22 protein-coding genes are annotated in these 22,665 nt (G+C 69.0%); 7 read left to right on the top strand and 15 right to left on the bottom strand.

The window, feature by feature from the left end:
* The first annotated feature begins 18 nt into the window (after nucleotides 1–18).
* Nucleotides 19–2,031, top strand: a complete 2,013-nt coding sequence (locus OG905_RS15610; RefSeq protein ID WP_328670076.1) for a thioredoxin domain-containing protein — start codon at nucleotides 19–21, stop codon at nucleotides 2,029–2,031.
* A 165-nt stretch (nucleotides 2,032–2,196) separates the two neighbouring features.
* Here the strand turns inward: OG905_RS15610 and OG905_RS15605 are convergent, their stop codons facing one another.
* The 3 genes from OG905_RS15605 to trhA form a co-directional block, all read right to left on the bottom strand.
* A complete protein-coding gene (locus OG905_RS15605) occupies nucleotides 2,197–2,832 on the bottom strand; it encodes a TetR/AcrR family transcriptional regulator (protein ID WP_328670075.1) in 636 nt (211 codons plus the stop codon).
* 5 nt (nucleotides 2,833–2,837) lie between these two features.
* Complete coding sequence (locus tag OG905_RS15600; RefSeq protein ID WP_328670073.1) at nucleotides 2,838–4,370, bottom strand: DHA2 family efflux MFS transporter permease subunit; 1,533 nt, start codon at nucleotides 4,368–4,370, stop codon at nucleotides 2,838–2,840.
* 142 nt (nucleotides 4,371–4,512) lie between these two features.
* Nucleotides 4,513–5,190 carry a PAQR family membrane homeostasis protein TrhA gene (trhA, locus tag OG905_RS15595; protein WP_328670070.1) on the bottom strand — a complete coding sequence of 226 codons (678 nt, stop codon included), beginning with the start codon at nucleotides 5,188–5,190 and terminating at the stop codon, nucleotides 4,513–4,515.
* Between the two features lie 276 nt (nucleotides 5,191–5,466).
* Here trhA and OG905_RS15590 point away from each other — a divergent pair, with 276 nt between their 5' ends.
* Entirely contained in the window at nucleotides 5,467–7,290 is a 1,824-nt protein-coding gene (locus OG905_RS15590; RefSeq protein WP_328670068.1) for a phosphoenolpyruvate carboxykinase (GTP), read from the top strand.
* Nucleotides 7,291–7,737: 447 nt separating this feature from the next.
* On the opposite strand, the gene OG905_RS15585 is transcribed toward OG905_RS15590, so the two are convergent.
* The 7 genes from OG905_RS15585 to OG905_RS15555 all read right to left on the bottom strand — a co-directional run bounded on the left by OG905_RS15585 (nucleotide 7,738) and on the right by OG905_RS15555 (nucleotide 13,934).
* Nucleotides 7,738–8,121, bottom strand: coding sequence for an SCO4983 family protein (locus OG905_RS15585; RefSeq protein ID WP_328670067.1), 384 nt, complete (start codon nucleotides 8,119–8,121; stop codon nucleotides 7,738–7,740).
* A 90-nt stretch (nucleotides 8,122–8,211) separates the two neighbouring features.
* Nucleotides 8,212–9,423 carry a pyridoxal phosphate-dependent aminotransferase gene (locus tag OG905_RS15580; RefSeq protein WP_328670065.1) on the bottom strand — a complete coding sequence of 404 codons (1,212 nt, stop codon included), beginning with the start codon at nucleotides 9,421–9,423 and terminating at the stop codon, nucleotides 8,212–8,214.
* Between the two features lie 358 nt (nucleotides 9,424–9,781).
* A complete protein-coding gene (dnaN, locus tag OG905_RS15575) occupies nucleotides 9,782–10,900 on the bottom strand; it encodes a DNA polymerase III subunit beta (protein WP_328670063.1) in 1,119 nt (372 codons plus the stop codon).
* 81 nt (nucleotides 10,901–10,981) lie between these two features.
* Nucleotides 10,982–11,917 (bottom strand): hydroxymethylbilane synthase, encoded by a 936-nt coding sequence (gene hemC, locus OG905_RS15570; protein ID WP_328670061.1) that lies wholly within the window; start codon nucleotides 11,915–11,917, stop codon nucleotides 10,982–10,984.
* Nucleotides 11,918–12,076: 159 nt separating this feature from the next.
* On the bottom strand, nucleotides 12,077–12,727 hold the full coding sequence (locus OG905_RS15565) for a DUF4360 domain-containing protein (protein ID WP_328670059.1): 651 nt from the start codon (nucleotides 12,725–12,727) through the stop codon (nucleotides 12,077–12,079).
* 241 nt (nucleotides 12,728–12,968) lie between these two features.
* Nucleotides 12,969–13,202 (bottom strand): chaplin, encoded by a 234-nt coding sequence (locus tag OG905_RS15560; protein ID WP_324976459.1) that lies wholly within the window; start codon nucleotides 13,200–13,202, stop codon nucleotides 12,969–12,971.
* 321 nt (nucleotides 13,203–13,523) lie between these two features.
* Nucleotides 13,524–13,934, bottom strand: a complete 411-nt coding sequence (locus tag OG905_RS15555; RefSeq protein WP_328670058.1) for a rodlin — start codon at nucleotides 13,932–13,934, stop codon at nucleotides 13,524–13,526.
* Nucleotides 13,935–14,350: 416 nt separating this feature from the next.
* Here OG905_RS15555 and OG905_RS15550 point away from each other — a divergent pair, with 416 nt between their 5' ends.
* Nucleotides 14,351–14,992, top strand: a complete 642-nt coding sequence (locus OG905_RS15550) for a vitamin K epoxide reductase family protein (RefSeq protein ID WP_328670057.1) — start codon at nucleotides 14,351–14,353, stop codon at nucleotides 14,990–14,992.
* A gap of 102 nt (nucleotides 14,993–15,094) precedes the next feature.
* On the opposite strand, the gene OG905_RS15545 is transcribed toward OG905_RS15550, so the two are convergent.
* Nucleotides 15,095–15,505 carry a rodlin gene (locus OG905_RS15545; protein ID WP_328670056.1) on the bottom strand — a complete coding sequence of 137 codons (411 nt, stop codon included), beginning with the start codon at nucleotides 15,503–15,505 and terminating at the stop codon, nucleotides 15,095–15,097.
* A gap of 233 nt (nucleotides 15,506–15,738) precedes the next feature.
* On the opposite strand from OG905_RS15545, the gene OG905_RS15540 reads away from it, so the two are divergent.
* On the top strand, nucleotides 15,739–15,978 hold the full coding sequence (locus OG905_RS15540; RefSeq protein WP_328670055.1) for a chaplin: 240 nt from the start codon (nucleotides 15,739–15,741) through the stop codon (nucleotides 15,976–15,978).
* Between the two features lie 152 nt (nucleotides 15,979–16,130).
* On the opposite strand, the gene OG905_RS15535 is transcribed toward OG905_RS15540, so the two are convergent.
* The gene (locus OG905_RS15535) at nucleotides 16,131–16,322 is read right to left on the bottom strand and encodes a hypothetical protein (protein WP_328670053.1); all 192 of its coding nucleotides are present in this window, start codon (nucleotides 16,320–16,322) and stop codon (nucleotides 16,131–16,133) included.
* 744 nt (nucleotides 16,323–17,066) lie between these two features.
* Here OG905_RS15535 and OG905_RS15530 point away from each other — a divergent pair.
* Nucleotides 17,067–17,567 carry a DUF5949 family protein gene (locus tag OG905_RS15530; protein ID WP_328670052.1) on the top strand — a complete coding sequence of 167 codons (501 nt, stop codon included), beginning with the start codon at nucleotides 17,067–17,069 and terminating at the stop codon, nucleotides 17,565–17,567.
* Between the two features lie 79 nt (nucleotides 17,568–17,646).
* Here the strand turns inward: OG905_RS15530 and OG905_RS15525 are convergent, their stop codons facing one another.
* The gene (locus OG905_RS15525) at nucleotides 17,647–17,886 is read right to left on the bottom strand and encodes a chaplin (protein ID WP_328670051.1); all 240 of its coding nucleotides are present in this window, start codon (nucleotides 17,884–17,886) and stop codon (nucleotides 17,647–17,649) included.
* 221 nt (nucleotides 17,887–18,107) lie between these two features.
* Between OG905_RS15525 and OG905_RS15520 the strand changes: the two genes are divergently transcribed.
* Nucleotides 18,108–18,986 (top strand): S1 family peptidase, encoded by an 879-nt coding sequence (locus OG905_RS15520; protein WP_328670049.1) that lies wholly within the window; start codon nucleotides 18,108–18,110, stop codon nucleotides 18,984–18,986.
* 66 nt (nucleotides 18,987–19,052) lie between these two features.
* Nucleotides 19,053–19,682, top strand: a complete 630-nt coding sequence (locus tag OG905_RS15515) for an alpha-ketoglutarate-dependent dioxygenase AlkB (protein WP_328670047.1) — start codon at nucleotides 19,053–19,055, stop codon at nucleotides 19,680–19,682.
* 3 nt (nucleotides 19,683–19,685) lie between these two features.
* Here OG905_RS15515 and OG905_RS15510 read toward each other — a convergent pair whose 3' ends face one another.
* Nucleotides 19,686–21,281, bottom strand: coding sequence for an N-acyl-D-amino-acid deacylase family protein (locus OG905_RS15510; RefSeq protein ID WP_328670045.1), 1,596 nt, complete (start codon nucleotides 21,279–21,281; stop codon nucleotides 19,686–19,688).
* An 8-nt stretch (nucleotides 21,282–21,289) separates the two neighbouring features.
* Nucleotides 21,290–22,570, bottom strand: coding sequence for an amino acid deaminase (locus OG905_RS15505; protein WP_328670043.1), 1,281 nt, complete (start codon nucleotides 22,568–22,570; stop codon nucleotides 21,290–21,292).
* Nucleotides 22,571–22,665: the final 95 nt, after the last annotated feature.

The raw sequence follows: 22,665 nt of genomic DNA, 5'->3' as shown, positions 1-22,665 counted from the left end.
CTGAGAGAGGATGACTACATGCCGAACCGCCTTGCCCATGAGACTTCCCCCTACCTCCTGCAACACGCCGACAACCCGGTCGACTGGTGGCCGTGGTCGGGCGAGGCCTTCGAGGAGGCGCGGAAGCGCGGGGTGCCGGTGCTGCTGAGCGTCGGCTACTCGAGCTGCCACTGGTGTCATGTTCTGGCGCGGGAAAGTTTCGAAGATGAACAAACTGCCGCCTACATGAACGAGCACTTCGTCAACGTCAAGGTCGACCGCGAGGAGCGCCCCGACGTCGACGCCGTCTACATGGAGGCCGTGCAGGCCGCCACCGGGCAGGGCGGCTGGCCCATGACCGTCTTCCTCACCGCGGACGGCGAGCCCTTCTACTTCGGTACGTACTTCCCGCCCGAGCCCCGGCACGGCATGGCCTCCTTCCGGCAGATCCTCGAAGGGGTTGCCGACGCCTGGGCCGAGCGGCGCGATGAGGTCGGTGAGGTCGCGGGGAAGATCGTCCGGGATCTGGCCGGGCGTTCGCTCGCGTACGGCGGGGAGGGTGTGCCCGGTGAGGAGGAGCTGGCGCAGGCGCTGCTCGGGCTTACCCGCGAGTACGACGAGCGGAGCGGCGGCTTCGGCGGCGCGCCCAAGTTCCCGCCGTCGATGGCTGTGGAGTTCCTGCTGCGCCACTACGCCCGGACCGGGTCCGACGGGGCGCTGCAGATGGCCGCCGAGACCTGTGCGGCGATGGCCCGTGGTGGGATCTATGACCAGCTCGGCGGCGGTTTCGCGCGGTATTCGGTGGACCGTGAGTGGGTGGTGCCGCACTTCGAGAAGATGCTCTACGACAACGCCCTGCTGTGCCGGGTGTACGCGCATCTGTGGCGGGCGACCGGTTCGGAGCTGGCCCGGCGGGTGGCGCTGGAGACCGCGGACTTCATGGTGCGGGAGCTGCGTACGGCCGAGGGCGGGTTCGCCTCGGCGCTGGACGCGGACAGTGATGACGGCGCGGGCAGGCATGTCGAGGGCGCGTTCTATGTGTGGACGCCTCAGCAGCTGCGTGAGGTGCTGGGCGAGAGGGACGGGCAGCGGGCCGTCGAGCTGTTCGGGGTGACGGAGGAGGGGACCTTCGAGGAGGGCGCGTCGGTCCTGCAACTCCCGGACGGCGAGGTGGATCCGTCGGTCAAGGAGCGGCTGCTCGCTGCGCGGGCGCTGCGGGCGCGTCCGGGGCGGGACGACAAGGTGGTCGCCGCGTGGAACGGTCTGGCGATCGCGGCGCTCGCCGAGGTGGGTGCGTATTTCGAGCGTCCGGATCTCGTCGAGCGGGCGACCGAGGCCGCCGATCTGCTGGTGCGGCTGCACATGGACGACGGCGCGCGGCTGGCCCGTACGTCCAAGGACGGCAGGTCCGGCGCGCACGCCGGGGTCCTTGAGGACTACGCGGATGTCGCCGAGGGCTTCCTGGCGCTCGCGGGTGTGACCGGCGAGGGGGTGTGGCTGGAGTTCGCGGGCTTCCTGCTGGACATCGTCGTCGACCAGTTCGTGGCGGAGGGCGGGGCGTTGTACGACACGGCCCATGACGCCGAGCCGTTGATCCGCCGTCCGCAGGACCCGACGGACAACGCGACCCCGTCGGGCTGGACGGCGGCGGCCGGTGCACTGCTTTCGTATGCGGCGCACACCGGATCCGAGGCCCATCGCACGGCCGCGGAAGGCGCGTTGGGTGTGGTGAAGGCGCTCGGCCCGCGGGCGCCGCGCTTCATCGGCTGGGGGCTGGCGGTCGCGGAGGCGCTGCTCGACGGGCCGCGCGAGGTGGCCGTGGTCGGGCCCCAAGGCGACGCGGCGACACGGGAGTTGCACCGGACGGCGTTGCTGGCGCAGGCTCCCGGCGCGGTGGTCGCGGTGGGCGAACCGGAGGGCGAGGAGTTCCCGTTGCTGCGGGACCGCGATCTGGTGGACGGCAGCCCGGCGGCGTACGTCTGCCGGAATTTCGCGTGCCGGATGCCCACGACGGACCCGGCTGAGCTCGCCGGGCAGCTCGGCGGTCGCTGAGTGCGGCGGGGCCGCAGATTCAGCCCGTCCGGCGTTTGAGGACATGCGGCCGAAGGTCGCATACGCGGTCCGGGGGCGGAGCCCCCGCAAGGGGGCCGGACCGGCGGCATACCAGTTCAGGGAAGGGGCGGGGTGGGGGAACACCCCCCGGTAACACGCCCCGGGTCAAAGCCTCAGCCCGCCCTGGATCGTCGTCAGCGCCCGGTCCAGCAGCGCGATCAGGTCGTCCTTGTGGTCCCGCGCCGCCCAGTACAGCATCACCTCGCGCACCGCCCCCAGCACCGCCGCCGTGAAGACCCGTACATCCAGGTCGTCACGGGATCGGCCCGTGCGGTCCGCCAGCGCGTGGACCAGGAGTTCCGACGTCGTCGCCATCGTCTCCGTCATCCGCGCGCGGATCGCCGGGACCTCCACCATCAGCCGGGTCCGCTGGATGACTTCGTCCCGCTCCTCCTCGACGAACGTCGCCAGGCCCTGCGTCAGCACGGCCCGGATGGAGTCCAGCGGATCCTCGCCCGCCGGCCGGGCCCGCAGCTCCGCCTCCATGATCGGGTCGTACTCATCGGTCAGGACGATGTCTTCCTTGGTCGGGAAGTAGCGGAAGACGGTCGACGGCGAGACCTCCGCCGCCTCGGCGATCTGCTCGATCGTGGTCGCCTCGTACCCCTGCTCGGCGATGAGCCGGTACGTCGCCCGGCGGATCGCGATCCGCGTCTTGAGCTTCTTGCGCTCGCGCAGGCCGGGCTGTGGCTGCGCTTCGGCAAGAGAAGCACCGGAGGGCGTACGTGGGGTGGCGGCCATGTCCGTCATTGTCCTGCATCGACCGGCGCGGGAGCCACGTCCACCTCGTCCTGCGTGACCGGCCGCCGGTTCGGCAGCAGCGCGGCGACGAACAGCGCGGACAGCAGCGCCGCCACTGCGCAGACGAGCAAGACAGTGGTCATGCCGTGCACATACGCGGTGTCGGCGGAGTCCGCGAGGCGTCCGCCGACGCCGTCGCCGAGCTGCTGGGCGACCATGTGCGCGGCGACGACGGAGTCCTGGGCCCGTTCCGCGGCCGCCGCCGGCAGTCCGGTGACGTCGAGGTCGTCGACGTACAGGGAGGCGAGCAGCGAGCCGAGGAGCGCGATCCCGATCGCGCTGCCGACCTGGCGTACGGTCATCAGCAGCCCGGACCCGCTGCCCGCGCGGTCGGCGGGCAGGGCGCCGAGTGCCGCGTCCATGGCGGGCACCATCGCGAAGCCGAAGCCGAGGCCCATGACGGACAGCCAGAGGGCCGTGAAGCCGTAGCCGTTGTCGACGGTGGTGCGGCTGCCGAGGAGCGCGGAGAAGGCGAGGACGACCAGTCCCGCGGTGATGACCCCGCGCGGGCCGAAGCGCTGGACGAGGGCCGCGCCGGCCTTGGCGGCGATCATCAGGCCGCCCATCATCGGCAGCATCCGCACCCCGGTCTCCAGGGCGTCGTAGCCGAGGACGGCCTGGAGATGGACGGGCAGCGTGAACAGCAGGCCCGCCATCACGAACATCACCAGCGTCGCGGTGAGGGTGTTGAGCAGGAAGCCGCGGTCGCGCAGCAGCGACATGTCGAGCAGGGGCCTGGCTGCCCGGCGTTCGCGCAGGACGAGTGCGCCGATGAGTACGACACCGGCGGCGAGCATGCCGACGATCAGTGAATCGCCCCAGCCGCGGTCCGGGGCCTCGATGATCGCGTAGATCAGGGTGCCGAGTCCGGCCGCGGTGAGCGCGGTGGAGACGGCGTCGACCTTGGGGGACGCGGGGTCGCTGGTCTCGGGCAGGAGCAGGAGGCAGGCGGTGATCCCGATGGCGACCATCGGGACGTTGATCACGAAGATCGAGCCCCACCAGAAGTGATCGAGGAGCCAGCCGCCGAGGATCGGGCCGAGCGGCAGGCCGAGCGCCGACGCGGCGGAGACGATACCGACAGCCCTGGTGCGGTCTTGGGGCGCGCCGAAGAGCGAAGGCAGTACGGAGAGGGCGAGCGGCATGATCAGCGCGCCGCCGATGCCCATCACGGCACGGGCGGCGATGACGGTGGTGACGTCAGCGGCCAGCGCGCCGACGAGCGAGCCGGCGAGGAAGACGCCGAGGCCGGTGACGAGCATCCGGCGGCGGCCGAAGCGGTCGCCGAGGAGGCCCGCCGGGAGCATCAGCGCGGCGAAGACGACGACGTAGGCGTCGGCCATCCACTGCTGTTCGCCGGTGGTGGCGCCGAGCTGGGCGGCCATGGTCGGCAGGGCGACATTGAGGATCGTGAGGTCGAAGCCGAGCACGAGCATGCTCGCGACGAGGGCGCCGAGCGCCCACCAGCGGCGGGACATGGCCGCCTCCTTCGAGAGTTGGTGTCAAATGACAGTAGCTCTCAAAAGATGGTGGATGTCAATGTGTGCGGCGGGTGCGAAAACGCCGAACGGCCCGTGGCGGGTGCCACGGGCCGTTCGGCGAGCCAGATGCCGGAGCGCGTCAGGAGTGCTGGTAGGCCACCAGCGAGATCCCCACGTAGTGCACGACGAACGCCGCGAGCGTGAAGGAGTGGAAGACCTCGTGGAAGCCGAACCACCGGGGGGAGGGGTTCGGCCGCTTCATTCCGTAGATCACGCCGCCCGCGCTGTAGAGCAGCCCGCCGACGATCACCAGGACGAGCACCGCGATCCCGCCGGCGCGCATGAAGTCGGGCAGGAAGAAGACGGCCGCCCAGCCCATCGCGATGTAGCAGGGGGTGTAGAGCCAGCGCGGGGCGCCGACCCAGAAGACCCGGAAGGCGATGCCCGCCACGGCCGCCGCCCAGACCGCCCACAGCAGCGTCCGGCCGGTGGAGGCGGGGAGAAGAAGCATCGTCAGCGGCGTGTACGTGCCCGCGATGATCAGAAAGATATTGGCGTGGTCGAGGCGGCGCAGTACGGCCTCGCCGCGCGGGCCCCAATTGCCGCGGTGGTAGAGCGCGCTCACCCCGAAGAGCAGGCACGCGGTGAAGACGTAGATCGCACAGGCGACCCGGGCCTTGGTGGTGTCGGCCAGTGCCGTGAGCACGAGCCCGGCGACCAGGACGGCGGGAAACATCCCGGCGTGCAGCCAGCCGCGCAGCCGCGGTTTGTGCGGTGTGGGCTCAATGTCGGTCGCTTCCGGCACGGCAGAGGTCATGGCGTGGATGTTACCTACGCAACCGTAGGTAACGAGGCTGTCTGCGGGCCTCGTTACAAGCCTCACACCGGCTTGGCGTAAACGCTCGGCGGGGGTGGCGCGATTGCGAGTGGCGATGCTCACGTGAGAGGTCCTCTGGACATATGCGCATAGGGCACCGATGATCAGATGAGTGCGGTCGGCACCGGATGAGCGCCAGAAGAGCAAGGGACCGAAGCATCCGGGTCGCAGCCCCCACGGGGCATCAACCTTCATACCCCTCACTTAGGAGCGATCGTGGCGCGCGACATCGCGGCTCCCAGCACCGTCCCCAGCAACCACCAGGAGCTCATCTCCTGGGTCGACGAGATCGCAGCAATCACGCAGCCGGACAGCGTCGTCTGGTGTGACGGATCCGAGGCCGAGTACGAGCGCCTGTGCGAGGAGCTCGTCGCCAAGGGCACCTTCAAGAAGCTGGACCCGATCAAGCGCCCGAACTCCTACTACGCCGCGTCCGACCCGACCGACGTCGCGCGCGTCGAGGACCGCACCTTCATCTGCTCCGGGAAGGAGGAGGACGCGGGCCCGACGAACCACTGGAAGGCTCCCGCGGAGATGAAAGAGATCTTCGCCGGTGAGAAGGGCATCTTCCGCGGCTCGATGCGCGGCCGGACGATGTACGTCGTGCCGTTCTGCATGGGCCCGCTCGGCTCCGAACTCTCCGCGATAGGCGTCGAGATCACCGACTCCGCGTATGTCGCCGTCTCCATGCGCACGATGACCCGCATGGGACAGCCCGTCCTCGACGAGCTCGGCTCCGACGGCTTCTTCGTCAAGGCCGTGCACACGCTGGGCGCGCCCCTCGCCGAAGGCGAGCAGGACGTCCCCTGGCCCTGCAACTCCACCAAGTACATCTCGCACTTCCCCGAGACCCGCGAGATCTGGTCGTACGGCTCGGGCTACGGCGGCAACGCCCTGCTCGGCAAGAAGTGCTACGCGCTGCGCATCGCCTCCGTCATGGCGCGCGACGAGGGCTGGCTCGCCGAGCACATGCTGATCCTCAAGCTCACCCCGCCGCAGGGCGAGCCCAAGTACGTCACCGCCGCCTTCCCGAGCGCCTGCGGCAAGACCAACCTCGCCATGCTGGAGCCCACGATCTCCGGCTGGACCGTGGAGACCATCGGCGACGACATCGCCTGGATGCGCTTCGGCGAGGACGGCCGGCTGTACGCGATCAACCCCGAGGCGGGCTTCTTCGGCGTCGCGCCCGGCACCGGTGAGCACACCAACGCCAACGCCATGAAGACCATGTGGGGCAACTCCGTCTTCACCAACGTCGCCCTGACCGACGACGGCGACGTGTGGTGGGAGGGCATGACCGAGGAGCTGCCCGCGCACCTCACCGACTGGAAGGGCAACGACTGGACGCCACAGTCCGAGACCCCGGCCGCCCACCCCAACGCCCGCTTCACCGTCCCGGCCGGGCAGTGCCCGATCATCGCGCCGGAGTGGGAGGACCCGAAGGGTGTGCCGATCTCGGCGATCCTCTTCGGCGGCCGCCGCGCCAGCGCCGTTCCGCTGGTGACCGAGTCCTTCGACTGGCAGCACGGTGTCTTCCTCGGTGCGAACGTCGCCTCCGAGAAGACCGCAGCCGCCGAGGGCAAGGTCGGCGAGCTGCGCCGCGACCCGTTCGCGATGCTGCCGTTCTGCGGCTACAACATGGGCGACTACATGGGCCACTGGCTCAAGGTCGGCAAGAACGCGGACGCGTCCAAGCTGCCGAAGATCTACTACGTGAACTGGTTCCGCAAGAACGACGAGGGCAAGTTCGTCTGGCCCGGCTTCGGCGAGAACGGCCGCGTCCTGAAGTGGATCGTGGAGCGCCTGGAGGGCAAGGCCGAGGGCGTCGAGACGCCGATCGGCATCCTGCCGACGCGTGACGCGCTCGACACGGACGGCCTCGATCTCCCCGAGGCGGACCTGGACTTCCTGCTCAAGGTCGACAAGGACGTCTGGCGCGAGGAGGCGGCGCTGATCCCCGAGCACCTCAACACCTTCGGTGACCACGCGCCGAAGGAGCTGTGGGACGAGTACCGCGCGCTGGTCTCGCGTCTCGGCTGAGCGTTCGCCGTGCCCGACAGCCAACTGAAGAAACGTCGCGGCGGGCCTGGCTGACATCCGCCCTGACCTGTGGGGTCAATCTCGGCCCGCCGCGTCCCCGGCCCCCGGAGCCCCCTCACGGCTCCGGGGGCCGGACCTGTTTTTTGCGCCTAAGCCGGCGCCGCTCTCGCGGACCTGGCTGGTCGCCGTTCGGGTTCCTCAATTGACGGTTGCGTGGGCGACTCGGGAATGTCCTGACGGATCGCTCGGGACGGCGCGTGCACCGCCCCTCGTCGAGGTAGTCGTGGAGCCTCGCGAACTCGGCGCGCAGGGCGTCGAGTTGGCCCGCCGCATCGACGAAGCGGTCTCACCGTCGGCAGTCAGCGCGGCGGCGGGGGCGGCCGGGGCGACCGTATGACGTGGGTGGCACCCGGTCCGTGCGCCTCCTCGGCACGCGGACCGGGGCCGTCAGTGGGCGCCTGCCGGTGCGAGGGCGGCGGAGTGCACGTCCATCCGCTCGGCCGCGAGGATCGCGGCGGCGGTGTCGGCGCGGGATGCCGCGACGACGAGGGCGCGGCCAGCGATGTCGTGGGCGCGGCGGTGGAGGACGCCGGCGTCGGCGGCGCTGAGGCCGGCGTTCCGGGCGGGCGGCGCGCCGCGCAGCCGGGCGACCTGCTCGGCGATGCGCTCGGCGGCCTCGTCGAGGCCCAGTTCGTCGGTGACGGCGAGGAGCGCGGACAGGTGGCCCGCGAGCTGGATGTCCAGCTCCTCCTCGCGGCTGCGGTGCGGGTAGTCGGCCTGCGCGTCGGCCTGCATGCGATGGACCGACTTGGTGCGGATCGGCTCGTACATGGGATGGCCTCCTGCGTGGGTCGTCAGGAGACCATCCTAGCTTGGATTCCGTCTAAAGTTGAGCTGGATCCGGCAATCGGGCGAGATACCTCAGGGCTGGCTGTAGCCGTCCAGGAAGGTCCCGATCCGCGTCACCGCGTCCGCCAGCTCCTTCGCCGCGGGCAGCGTCACGATCCGGAAGTGATCGGGCTCCGGCCAGTTGAAGCCCGTACCGTGCACGACCATGATCTTCTCGGTGCGCAGCAGGTCGAGCACCATCTGCCGGTCGTCCTTGACCTTGTAGACCTTGGGGTCGAGCCGCGGGAACAGATACAGCGCACCCTTCGGCTTGACGCAGGTCACGCCCGGGATCTGGGTGAGCAGGTCGTACGCGACGTCCCGCTGCTCCAGGATCCGCCCGCCCGGCAGGACGAGGTCCTCGATCGACTGCCGGCCGCCCAGCGCGGTGGCGACCGCGTGCTGCGAGGGCATGTTCGCGCACAGGCGCATATTGGCGAGGATGGTCAGGCCCTCGATGTACGAGGCGGCATGCGCCTTCGGGCCGCAGACGGCCATCCAGCCGGAGCGGTACCCGGCGACCCGGTAGTTCTTCGACAGCCCGTTGAAGGTCAGGACCATCAGGTCCGGCGCGATCGCGGCGGTCGGCGTGTGCGTGGCGCCGTCGTAGAGGATCTTGTCGTAGATCTCGTCGGAGCAGACGATCAGGTTGTGCCGGCGGGCGATCTCGGTGAGGCCGCGGAGCATCTCCTCGCTGTACACCGCGCCCGTGGGGTTGTTCGGGTTGATGATCACGATCGCCTTGGTGCGGTCGGTGATCTTCCGCTCGATGTCCGCGAGGTCGGGCATCCAGTCGGCCTGCTCGTCGCAGCGGTAGTGCACGGCGGTGCCGCCCGCGAGCGACACGCACGCGGTCCACAGCGGATAGTCCGGGGCCGGTACGAGCACCTCGTCGCCGTCGTCGAGCAGCGCCTGCATCGACATCTGGATCAGCTCGGAGGCGCCGTTGCCGAGGTAGATGTCCTCGACGTCCAGGTCAATGCCCTTGGTCTGGTAGTGCTGCATCACCGCGCGGCGTGCGGACAGCAGGCCCTTCGCGTCGCCGTAGCCGTGCGCGTCGCCGAGATTGCGGAGGATGTCCTCCAGAATCTCGGGCGGGCACTCGAAACCGAAGGCTGCGGGGTTGCCGGTGTTGAGCTTGAGGATGCGATGACCCGCTGCCTCAAGCCGCATCGCCTCCTCGAGGACCGGACCCCGGATTTCGTAACAGACGTTTGCGAGCTTCGTCGACTGGATCACCTGCATGCCCGTGAGCTTACGGGCGCGTAAAGCTGATCGCTTGGTGTTTTCGGCCACCGGGGCGTGGCATGAATGTCCGGTTTGCTGCATCGCCCGGTGAGAGCGCCCGCTTCCCTTCGAAAGGGCCACCGGCACGGTGCCTGCACCTGCGGATTGCGTTACGAGAGCCGTAGGCGGACCGGCCGGTGTTGTCCTCGTCACCTTGTCGACGCCGCCGGTTCCGCCCCGCGCGGGCTGAACGTGGGCCGACTCCTGCGGCATCTCGACGGCGGCCACGGCCGGGCGGAGGCGACCGCACGGACCGGGCGCCGGAGCCCGCCCCGGACGACACCGACCCCGCCCGATCTGGCGGTCCTGCTCTCGGTCAAACCAGTGGTTTGACCGACATCAGCAGGTGCTGATGCCGGAGCCGCGCCCCGCCGTCCGGAGCCGGCGACAGGCCGGTGAGCATGGCACGCTGCCCGGGTCCCAGCAGCTCGAAGCGGACGAGCGTCGCGCCGAAGGAGGCAAGGGCGTCGATCAAGTACGACGGGTTGAAGGCGACCGTCACCGCGTCGGGGCTCTCCATGACGGCGGGCAGTCTCTGTGAGGCGATGTCGTCCTCGTAACCGGCCTGCAGATGAACCGAGTTGCCGGAGAAGGTCAGCTGGAGCGGACTGTCGCCTTCCGCGACGACCGCGACGCGCCTCGCGGCATCGAGCAGTGGGACAAGTTCCGTCGAGGCGACGGTCGGCCGGTCCAGTGCGAACAGCTTGTCGTGCCGCGGCAGTCGGCCCTCCAGGAGGCGGGTCGTGATGCGCATCCCGCCGTTCTCGAAGCCGATCGAGCCACCGTCCAGCGCCACGCGGACCGTGCCGGACCGGTCGAGGGAGCGGGCGATCTCGGTCAGCCGCCGGGCCGATACGACGACATCGGCCGAGTGGTCGGGGGACTCGGGCTGCCAGGCGAGTGAGCGCACCGCGTAGCGGTACCGGTCCGTCGCGGCCAGGGTCATCGTCCCGCCGTCGAGGCCCACCCGGATTCCGGTGAGCACCGGCAGCGCGTCGTCGCGGCCGGCGGCCACCGCCACCTGCGCGACGGCCACGGCGAATGCCTCCGCGTCCACCACCCCGCGGAATTGCGGCAGTACGGGCAGAACCGGATAGTCGTCGAGCGGCAGCACCGAGAGCCCGAACGAGGCGCCGTCACTGGCCACGCAGAAACGCGATCCCTCAACCGCGCACTCCACCGGCCCTTTCGGCAGCACCCGGCAGACGTCGAGCAGCCGGCGCCCCATGACCAGCACCTTCCCGGGCCGTACGGTCTCCGCCTCCACCTCGATACGCGCGGACGCCTCGTAGTCGAGCCCCGAGATACGCAGCCGGTCCCCGTCAGCCTCCAACAGCAGCCCACCGAGCACGGGCACGGGCGACCGCGCGGGAAGCACGCGTGCTGCCCAGCCGACGGCATCGGCGAAGGTGTTGAGCTCTGTCCGGAACTCCATGCGTGCGACCTCTCCCACTCCTGGCAATGGTGGCCGTGACGCTATAGGCCGCCACTGACAGTTGCGGAGGGTGCGGTCCGGTCAGTGAGCGATGGAATCGATCAGTTCCCGTGCCCCTTGACGGAGCAGTGCAACGGCGACCGAGGTTCCGAGGGTTGCGGGGTCGAGCGGGCCCGCCCACTCATGGGCGTTCAGGACCCTCTTCCCGTCGGGGGCGAACACGCAGGCCCGCAGCGAAAGGTCGCCACTGCCCTCAGCGGTGGCGAACCCGGCGATCGGGCTGTTGCAGTGGCCCTGCAGCACGTGGAGCAGCATGCGCTCCGCGGTCACTTCTCGGTGCGTGTCCGGGTCGCCGAGGCCGCTGACCGTGTGGATCAGGTCCTGGTCGTCTTCGCGGCACTGGAGGGCCAGGACGCCCGCACCGATCGGCGGGCACATGACCTCGGTCGACAGAGTCTCGGCGATGACATCGGTGCGGCCGATGCGTTCCAGGCCGGAGACCGCCAGGAGCAGCGCGTCGGCTTCACCCGCGGCGAGTTTGTCCAGGCGGCGGTTGGCGTTGCCGCGCATCGGTACGCACTGAAGCTGCGGGTGGGAGGCGGCGAGTTGCGCGATGCGGCGTACGGAGGAGGTACCGATCCGGGTCCCGGCCGGAAGCTGGTCGAGCGTGAGTCCCGCCGGGTGAATGAGGGCGTCGCGGATGTCGTCCCGCTTGAGGAAGGCGGCGAACGTCGTGCCTGCGGGCAGCGGCCGGTCGGCGGGGACGTCCTTGACGCAATGCACTGCGAGGTCGGCCTCGCCGGCGAGCAACGCGGCGTCGACCTCCTTGGTGAAAGCACCCTTCCCCTCGACCTGCGCCAGATCGCCCATCCATTTGTCCCCGGTGGTCTTGACCGGGACGACCTCGGTGGCGATGCGGGGGTGGAGCGCGGCCAGTTCGGTCCGTACGCGCTCCACTTGGGCGAGTGCCATCGGCGAGTCACGGGAGACGATGCGGATCAGCTCGGGGGCGGACATGGCATCCACCATAGAGCGTCACACGCGCCCCCAACGCCCAGACCTGACGCCCATCTCGGTGTTGTCGCAAGGAGATTGGACGCCATCAGTCGTCCGGGACACCGAGTGACCCTCGCTGCCCCGGCCACCGCACATGAGCGGCCGGGGCAGCGAGCCTGCTCAGGACTCCTCGCATTCCTTCCAGGCGAGCCGATAGATGGTGTTGATGTCACCGTCCGTCGAGTCCATCGTCATGAAGCTGGTCGTTTTCTTGGGGTCCGATGTCCCGGCGTTCACACGCACTTCGGTGTTGATGTTGAAGTTGCGCTTCACTCCGCACGGCGCCCACACCAACTGACCCCATTCCGTGGAGTCCGATGCCTGCCAGTTGTCGTCCAGTGGCCCCTTGAAGGGGTGATTTCTGGCCGCCGTATCCGGCGATCCCTGGAAGTAGTACGACGCTTTCTGCATTGCCGTGGCGCCGGACTGGAGGCTCGCGAAGCCCCGGTAGTCGGCGCTTGCCACCGCGTATGTGAAGCCCTGCGGGACATGGACGACCAGGTTGAGCTGGCAGTTCTTGCGGAAGTCGGTCGGGCCTGCTCCCACGCCCACTTTCGCGAGGTACTCGCTGTACGTCACTGTGAAGGCGGTGTTGTCCTCGGACACGGCCACCGCGGCGGACCCCGGGCGACAGCCCGATCCATTGACCGTTGCGATGTCGATCGTGATTTTGTCAGGGGGTGTGCGGTTGACCGCGGAAGCGTTCTGAGCGGCCAGCAGCGAAGCGAGAATTGCCGCTGTCGCGCCGCTCGCGAAAAGTGCACGGGACATGATTCTCCCATCGGGGAAATGTGAGGGGTTCATCCCGGAACAGGCCATGGTTAACCATGGGCATGTCAACTCTTCAAACATTTCTTGGCGCTTCTCGAAGAGCCGGATCGACCTGAATGGTAGGTACCAGCGGAACGGCTGGCTAGGGCCGTAATCGGCCAGCCGCCCTCACGGCCGACCGCGCAGAAAGGCGGCCCCGAGGTGAGCTCTCGCGCTCCTCGGGGCCGCTCGGTGCTGAATGTCAGCCGATGCCGCAGGCGTTGCCCATGGCCGGGTTGAGCAGGCCGATCAGCGTCGCCGTGTTGCCGCAGGCGATCACGGGAACGTGAAGCGGAACCTGAATCACGTTGCCGGACAGGACGCCGGGGGAACCGACGGCAGCGCCCTCCGCACCCGCGTCCGCCATGGCGGGGGCGGCGCCGCCCACGGCCATGATGACGCCCGCTACGACGGCTGCAGCCTTCATGTGCTTCATCTGTGTGATCCTTTCAGCAGTGGTGCCCGTACGCAGGCGCGACCTTCGCGCGTTGCGCTGTCAGTTTCCTGTTCATGGGCACCGCCGCATGGACTGGTAACGATTGGATTCCCGCAAAGAAACCTCAATATGGCCGCCAGTTCGAGAAGTCACTCGGATGCCTCGCGGGCAGTTTATTCAACTGCCGAGTAGTTTCTTTGCGATAACGCTCTTCCCGCTTCGCGGGGCGTCATTTTCTCATTCACCGGAACATTTGACGCCCCGAAAGAGTGCACCCCCCGAACGCTCGATGCTCGGGGGGTGCACGTGTCGCAGCGAGTGTCAGCTGTCGGCGGAGCCGTTGCCGGACAGGGCCGAGATGTCGTCGAGGATGTGGGACAGCGCCTCGTCGCCCTTGGCCTGGGTCGCGTTCTCGGTGCACTGCTGGGTCTGCGGGCTCGACAGGACCGGGATGTCCTGCGCGGAGATCGGGACGACGCCGACGAGCGAGCCGACGTCGGCCTTGGCCGGCAGGCCGACGCAGGGCTTGTTGAGCGAGCCCTGGGCGAGGCCCAGCTGCGGGCTCATGTCGCCGTTGGTGACGGAGTTGCCGAACTCCTGCGAGGCGCCTTCGCCGCTGGTCGACGTGGTGCCCCCGTCGTTGCCGATGGCCATGGCCTGAGGAGCCATCGAGGCACCGACGCCCACCATCGAAGCGGTGACGGCCGCAGTCGCCAGAATCTTCTTGATCACTTTTCGTCCCTTTTCGCTTTGATCGATCGATCGTGGAGCAGACTGATCAACTGCGCCCGACGGGTTTGGTTCCGCGCATTCACCCGAATGCCGCAACGATTTGATATGCGGCCCGGAACGCAATATCGGCGGAGGGCCTCAGAAGGCCCTCCGCCGACGGGAGCAGATCGTCGCGGGCACCCGGCTGCGCCATGCCAACAGGAGACACGACTGCCCCACGACGCAATGCGCCGCCGGCTGGAGGCCTGCAACCGGAGCAGATCCCATGCACGGTCTGCACGGCCATTCCATCACCTCGGGAGAGCCGTCCAGACCCGTATTCACCCGTTTGCCGAATGAATTCTCTGCGATCGAAGCAATCCCGAATTGGGGCACAATGAGGGTGTCCAGCACGCAATCGAAGCGGTGAAAACTACATGACAATCACAGAGGACGGACCGGTGTCCGTCGGGCGGCGGAGAAGTCGAAGGACTCACGGGGGCGCGATCGGCGGGAGTCGTGCTTTCTCGTGGCTTCTGGTGATCACGGGTGCGGCGGGTCTGCTGGCGTCGTGGGTGATCACGATCGACAAGTTCAAGCTGCTGGAGGATCCGGGTTTCACGCCGGGGTGCAGTCTGAATCCGGTGGTGTCCTGCGGGAACATCATGAAGAGCGAGCAGGCGTCGGCGTTCGGGTTCCCGAATCCGATGCTGGGTCTTGTGGCGTACTCGATGGTGATCGCGATCGGTGTGGCGCTGCTGGCGGGGGCGCGTTACCGGCGCTGGTACTGGCTGGGTCTCAACGCCGGGTGTCTGTTCGGGGTGGGGTTCTGCACCTGGCTGCAGTACCAGTCGCTGTACGAGATCAACGCGCTGTGCCTGTGGTGCTCGCTGGCCTGGGTCGCCACCATCGTGATGTTCTGCTACGTCACGCTGCACAACATCGAGCACCGGATCATCAAGGTGCCGGAGGGGCTGCGCAAGGGACTGCCGGAGTTCCACTGGCTGCCTCCGGTGCTCTGGATCGGCATCATCGGGATGCTCGTCCTGACCCGCTGGTGGGACTTCTGGACCGGCTGAGCAGGACCCGTACCAACAGACCCGTACCGACAGCGAAGACCCCGGCAACCTGCAAGAGGTGCCGGGGTCTTGCTTGCTGGCTCACGCCCCGAGGGGCGGGTTTCAGCTGTCGGCGGAGCCGTTGCCGGACAGGGCCGAGATGTCGTCGAGGATGTGGGAGAGGGACTCGTCGCCCTTGGCCTGGGTCGCGTTCTCGGTGCACTGCTGGGTCTGCGGGCTCGACAGGATCGGGATGTCCTGCACGGAGACCGGGACGACGCCGACGAGCGAGCCGACGTCGGCCTTGGCCGGCAGGCCGACGCAGGGCTTGTTGAGCGAGCCCTGGACGAGACCCATCTGCGGGCTCATGTCCCCCCAGGTCTCCGCGTTGCCGTAGACCTGCGAGGCGTTGGCGCCGCTTTCCGACGTCGTGCCGGTGTCGTTCCCGATGGCCATAGCCTGCGGAGCCATCGCCGCGCCCGCGGCCGCCACGGAGAGGGTGACCGCCGCAGTCGCCATAACCTTCTTGAGCATGTTCCGTCCTTAAGTCTCGTGGATGCCCGCCAGTGGAGCTCCCTGGACAACTAGCACCTTTGAGAATTAGTTCTTCCGGTTCACTCAATTGGCCCCATGTTGCGTGCTCGTAGGGATATTGGGCCGAACAGGGGCATCGGTGGTGTCGGCCGTGTCATCTCTATGGGTAATCCGTTTCGATTTGAGTGAGCCCTAATGTTGGGCAGAACATCGAACAGAAGGTGCTATTTCCCATGAAGACTGCCAAGAAGGCCGCCCTGATCCTGGCCACCGCAGGTCTCGCCGCTGGTTCCGCGGCCGGCGCCGCGTTCGCCGACGCCGGTGCGGAGGGTGTCACCTCGAACTCGCCGGGCGTGCTGTCGGGCAACGCGTTCCAGGTCCCGGTGCACGTGCCTGCCACCGTCTGCGGGAACACGGTCGACGCGGTCGGCCTGCTGAACCCGGCCTTCGGCAACCTCTGCGCGAACGGCTGACCTCGCTCCACGCACAAGGGTGGCGCCATCGGTGCGAACCGGTGGCGCCACCCTTGTGCGGTTCCGAGCCGGGAAACAGTGAGAACGGCGGGAGGGGGTGCGGCCGCCGACGGTCGCACCCCCTCCTGAACACACAGCCACAGACGGGCGGTTCAGCCGCCCAGTTCGACGCCGCCCAGCATGGGAGTGAGCTCACCGGCCGTCTTCATGGCCTGCTGCGGGGCGTCGCCCCTGACACTGTTCACATCGGTTGCGGTGTCGGCGACATCGCTCACCACGGACCCGTTTCCGTCCAGCAGCGGCGTCTGGCTGAGGGCCTGGGCAAGACCACCGTTGAGGCTCATGGGAGGCATGGACGGCGTCGTCGCGGCCATCGCGGGAGACGCGGCCCCCATCGCCGCTACGGAGCCGGCAACGATCGCAGCAACCCTCGAGTACTTCATCTCTTCGCATCCCTTTCTCCGACGGCGTTTCTCGCCGTCGTCGACATGGGTAACGAGTCCTGGCCGGAGGAGAAACCCTGGCTCCGGGGGCCTTGCCCGACGCCACACCAACGCGTGGGCGCGGAGATTCTCGTATCACCTGCTATTGGGCCGAACCGCCCTGTGTGGCAAAGCTGTTGGAAGCCGGGTGCGGCTCGTGGAGCCAGCCCCGGCGCGGCGGCGGGGGCGCGGGGAGAATGTCGGTTTCGCCCCCCGGTTGCGATGGATAGCGGGAGAGGCGGGTCCACTCCACGTCGGGCCTGCCCGGCAGGGTGCGGCCGGCCGCGGCCCATTCCCGGGCGAGCTGTTCGTAGATGGGGCTGGTCCCGGCGGGCGGACTCGCCGGGCTCGGGGCTGAGAGCGTCTGGACGCGCTGCCATCGGGCAGAGGTGTTGGTCCTTGCCATACGACCGCCAACGCGCGCCCGCGGGCGAAGTCACTGCCGGGGTAGGGCATTGGGGGACGGGAGGAACGGTCTTTCGACCCCGTCGCACGTACCGGTGAGTTTCGCTCCCGCCGCACGATGCAGCACCTGGCGGCTCCGCATCCGCCATCCAGGTGAACGGCTTACTTCCCCTGGTCGGCAGGGCATTAGGGTGCCGAGCCATGACCACTGCTTCCCCTTCCCAGAACACCGTCCAGCGCGGCCATTTGGGCACCCTTTCCGTGCTCGCGTGGACCGGGGATCCCGAAGAGGGCCACGACATGCCCTATCTGATCGCCTACTCCCTCGGCGACGGCAAAGAAGGCGCCGAGGCGGGTGAGTCGGCCCTCCTCGCCGTGATCGACGAGCTCGGGCTCACGCCGGGCGGGAGCGTGCACGACGCCACGCAGGCGAACAACTCCCCGATCCGGCTGCTCGTCCAGGGCGGGTACGCCGTCCTCAACATGCCCTATCTGACGGCCCAGTGCCGCGCCCCGCAGGAGTGGCTCACCGCCGCCGAGCAGCGCGGCCACGCGCACTTCATGGTGGCCAGCCGCCCCTGGCCCGAGGCGGTACCGGGCAAGCCCGTCACCGAGGAGATGCTTCAGGCCTTCCTCGGTGACGAGGACACCCTCACCAGCGCGGCGCACATCCTGCTGCCGGTGAGCCGGCTGCGCCGCTGACCGGACCGGTCGGGCGGCGACGTACGACCGCGGCCTCCCCCTTTCGACAAGGGGGAGGCCGCAGTGCTCGGGGCAGCGTTCAGCCGATCGCGCACAGGCCGCCGAAGGCCGGGTTGAGCAGTCCGACGACGCTCGCCGTGTTGTTGCACACGTTGACCGGGACGTGGACGGGCGCCTGGACGGCGTTGCCCGAGGCGATACCGGGGGAGTCGGTGGCGGCGCCGAGTGCTCCGGCGTCAGCGGCGGCCATACCGGCACCGCCGGCCAGGATCGCACCCGTGCCGACGACAACAGCGGCTGCCTTCGCGATACGCGACATCAGTTCTCCTTGCGAGATGAGGGCTCGGCCGCAGGGCCTGCGGCCGTCACGATTTCAACGCCGTAACGCATGGTCGGTAACGGATGAAATGTGAAAGTCATCGCCATGGACGGCACCTGACCGGAATCCGTCCCTTGTCGGCCGACCCGGATCCCCCAACAATGCACATGACAAACCGAAGACCCACTTCGGTCACAGAAGTCGCAAGAGGGGACCCCCACATGAAGAAGCCTCTCGTCGGCACGTTCCTGGCCCTGGCACTCCTCGGGGCGGGCGCGGCGCCCGCGATCGCGGTCGCCGGCGCGGACACGGCGCCGGCCGGCACGACCGCCGCATCAGCCCGGCCCGCGGCCCATGTCACCGCCAAAGCGGTCGACTTCGCCGGGACGGTGGCGCTCAGCAACTGCTCCGGATCGGTGGTGCGGATGCCGGCATCGGAGCCCGACGACCCCGCCCTGGTGCTCTCCAACGGGCACTGCATAGAGAGCGGCTTCCCGGCCGCGGGCGAGGTCATCGTCGATCAGCCGTCCAGCCGCAGCTTCGGGCTGCTCAACTCCGCGGGCAGCAGAGTCGGCACGCTGCGGGCGAGCAAGATCGCGTACGCGACGATGACGGACACCGACATCTCGCTGTACCAACTCACCAGCACCTACCAGCAGATACAGAGCCGGTACGGCATCAAGGCGCTCGAACTGAACGCCGCGCACCCGGTGCAGGGCACGGCCATCAAGGTCGTCTCCGGCTACTGGAAGCGGATCTACAGCTGCAACATCGACGGCTTCGCCTACCGCCTCAAAGAGGGTGAGTGGACCTGGAAGGACTCGGTCCGCTACACCTCCAGCTGCAACACGATCGGCGGTACCTCGGGCTCGCCGGTCGTCGACAACACCACCGGCAAGGTCGTCGCCGTCAACAACACCGGCAACGAGGACGGCCAGCGCTGCACCGACAACAACCCGTGCGAGGTCGACGAGAACGGCCAGGTCACGGTGCGCGAGGGGATCAACTACGCCCAGGAGACGTACGGGATAGTCCCGTGCGTCGGGCTCGACAACAAGATCGACCTGGGCCGGGCGGGCTGCGCGCTGCCCAAGCCGTAGGCCCTGTCCTCGACGTCCGCCGACATAATCCGTTCGTATGTTCGAATGGGGAGCTACCCTGGAGGTATGGCAGCACATCTCCAGGGTTCGCTCTTCGACCAGACCGACGAGATACGTCTCGGTCCGCTGAAGGACGTCCGGCGGACCCTGCTCGGTGACGGGGCATGGATCGATCTGCTGCCCGGCTGGCTCGGCGGGGCGGACGCCCTGTTCGAGGAGCTGGTCTCCTCGGTGCCGTGGCGGGCCGAGCGGCGGCAGATGTACGAGCAGGTGGTGGACGTGCCGCGGCTGCTCGCCCACTACCGCGAAGGCGACCGGCTCCCGCACCCCGTGCTGGACGAGGCCCGCGCCGCACTCTCCGCGCACTACGGACCGGAGCTCGGCGAACCGTTCACCACCGCCGGGCTCTGCTACTACCGCGACGGCCGCGACAGCGTCGCCTGGCACGGGGACACCCATGGGCGCGGCTCCCGCGAGGACACCATGGTCGCCATTGTGTCCGTCGGCGCCCCGCGCGATCTGGTGCTCCGGCCGCGCAGCGGCGACCGGCTCCCCCTGCGCAGGCCGCTCGGGCACGGCGATCTGATCGTGATGGGCGGGTCCTGCCAGCGGACCTGGGAGCATGCCGTGCCGAAGACGGCGCGCTCGGTGGGACCGCGCATCAGCATCCAGTTCCGCCCGCAAGGCGTCAGCTGAGGCTCAGGCGGGTGTCCTGCGCACCGACCTGCCCGCCAGTACGTCCGTGCGCGAACCGTCCTCGATCACGAACCTGCCGTCGATCAGCACATACGGGATGCCGGCCGGCAGCGTACGAGGGGCTTCGAAGGTCGAACCCGCAGCGACCGTGTCCGGGTCGAACAGCACCAGGTCGGCCCGGTAGCCCTCGCGGACCAGGCCACGGTCCGGTAGGCGCAGCCGGGCGGCCGGGCGGGAGGTGAGGTGGGCGACGGTCTCCTCCAGGGAGAGGATGCCCAACTCCCGTGCGTACCGGCCGAGATACTGCGGGAAGGTGCCGTACGCCCGCGGGTGCGGCTTGTGGCCCTGCAGGATGCCGTCGCTGCCGCCGGTGTGGACGCGGTGGCGCATGATCTGCCGGACGTTCTCCTCGTGGCCGACGTGCTGGAGGATCGTCGAGCCGAGACGGTCGTCGATCAGGAGACGGCGGGCGGTCGCCCAGGGGGCCTCACCGCGGGCCTCGGCGGACTCCTGGACGGTCTTGCCGACACAGCTCGCGAGCGCCGGGTCGCTCACGCCGGAGATCTCGATGGTGTCCCACTCGATGGGCACACCGTGGCAGCCGTCCGAGCCGATCTCCTCCAGGTGGTGACGGATCCTCTCCGCGCTCTCCTCGTCCTGGAGGCGGGCCAGGACCGCCTCGGGGCCGCCCTCGCTCGCCCAGCTCGGCAGCATCGCGACGAGCGTGGTGCAGCCGGGGGTGTAGGGGTAGGTGTCGAGGCTGATGTCGGCTCCGGCGTCCAGGGCCTTGTCGAGCAGGGCGAGCAGACCGGGTGCCTTGCCCTTGTTCACACCGAAGTTCATGGTGGCGTGCGCGAGATGGAGGGCGCAGCCGGCCTCGCGGGTGAGATCGACCATCTCCTCGTAGGCCTGAAGCGCCCCGGCGCCGTAGGAGCGGTGGTGCGGGCAGTAGTAGCCGTCGTAGCGCGCCACCACCCGGCACAGCTCGGTCAGTTCGGCGCCGTCCGCGTACATCCCGGGCGTGTAGGTCAGGCCGGAGGACATGCCGACCGCGCCCTGTTCGAGGCCCTCGGCGACGAGCTGCTTCATACGGGCCAGCTCGGCAGGGGTCGCCGGGCGGTCGTCCCAGCCCACCGCGTACATCCGGACGGTGCCCTGCGGGACGAGATACGCGGCGTTGACCGCGATGCCCCGGTCCATGCGGTCCAGATACTCGCCGACCGTACGCCAGTCGAAGTCGATGTCGCGCCCGTCGCCGTTCCAGCCGGTGACGGCCTTGCGGACCTCGGTGAGCGTCGCGTCGTCGACGGGGGCGTACGACAGTCCGTCCTGGCCGAGGACTTCGAGGGTGACGCCCTGCGCGGCCTTCGCCTCGTGCGCCGGGTCGCGCAGCAGGGCGAGATCGCTGTGCGCGTGCATGTCGATGAAGCCGGGGGACAGGGCGAGTCCGTGCGCGTCGAGGGTGCGCGCGGCGGACAGGGCCCGGTCGCCGTCGCGCCGTATGGCACAGATACGGCCGCCGTCCAGGCCGACATCGGCGCGGTACGAGGGTCCGCCTGAGCCGTCGATGACGCGTACGCCGCGGATGACGAGGTCCATGGGCCCTCTCAGAAGAACGTGCGGATGTAGTCGGTGACCGTGCCGTCGGCCTCGACCAGCGGGATCAGCTGCCACTTGTCGAAGCTCGTGCACGGGTGGGACAGGCCCATGCCGACCCAGTCACCGACCTCCAGGTCGGCCTCCGGGGTGGTGCGCAGCCAGCCGTGCTGGTCGGACAGGCCGGTCACGGTGATACCGGCGGCCGGGCGGATCTCACCGGTGCGGGCGTCGCGGACGACCTGGGCCTCGGGGAGGTCGAGGTCGTACGCGGCGTCCCGCTTGCCCGCGTTGACGAAGGCCTGCTCGGGTGTCGGGCGGGAGACGACCTGTGCCCAGAGGCGGAAGGCGGGCTGGAGGGCGCCCTCCTGGGGGATGCGGTTGAAGGGGGTGAGGTGGCGGTAGTGGCCGTCGTCATGCGAGACGTACGCGCCCGAGCGGAGCAACTTCAGTACGGGGGACGAGAGTTCGGGGATCCGGGCGAAAACGTCGGCGACCGCGTCGAACCAGGCGCTGCCGCCCGCGCTGACCACGATCTCGTCGGCTCCCTCGAAGCGGCCGGCCTTGTCGAAGTCGGCGGCGAGGGCGGTGAGACGGCGCAGCCAGGCGTGTACGCGGTCGTCGTCGGCCTGGGGGACCTCGCCCTCGTATCCCGCGACCCCGACGAGACGCAGGGTCCGCGCGGCGGCCACGGCATCGGCGACGGCGGCGCAGTCGGCTTCCGTACGGGCTCCGGTGCGGGCGCCCTCGCCGGCGCCGAGTTCGATGACGACGTCCAGGGGGCGGGAGATGCCCTGGAGTGCTTCGTCCATCAGCTCCACGCCGCGTACGGAGTCGACGTAACAGATGAAGCGGAAACCGGGGTCGGCGTCCAGCTCGTGCGCGAGCCAGCGCAGGGCGGCCGGGTCGACGACCTCATTGGCGAGGAAGATTCGCTGGATGCCGTAGGCGCGGTAGACGCGGGCCTGGTGGGGGACGGCGGCGGTGATGCCCCAGGCGCCGTACGCGAGCTGGCGGTCGAAGAGCTGGGGGGACATGGAGGTCTTGCCGTGCGGGGCGAAGGCGAGGCCGTGACGCTCGGAGTAGGTCTCCAGGAGAGCGAGGTTGTGCTCGACGGACTCGGCGGAGAGGGCGAGGACGGGGGTGGTGAAGCCGCCGGTGAAGAGGTTGCGGCGCTCGGCGGCGAGTGCGCCGACGGTGAGGTGGGCCCTCTCCGCGTCCGGGGGGAGTGCCTTGAAGCGGTGGTCGACGGGTTCGTCGGCGAGTCGTCCGACTGTGGTGTCGCCTGCCATGGGTCCTCCCTGGGTGACGGTGTTGCAGTGTATGCAACGGTCATTGCGCATCTCGCTTACGGCTGTCTAACATCCGAGCCAACGCCCGGTCAATG

This window comes from Streptomyces sp. NBC_00322, assembly GCF_036147535.1.
Taxonomy (GTDB): Bacteria; Actinomycetota; Actinomycetes; order Streptomycetales; family Streptomycetaceae; genus Streptomyces.
The sequence above is the reverse complement of the archived record's forward strand: the minus strand, read 5'-3'. Positions and strand labels throughout refer to the sequence as shown.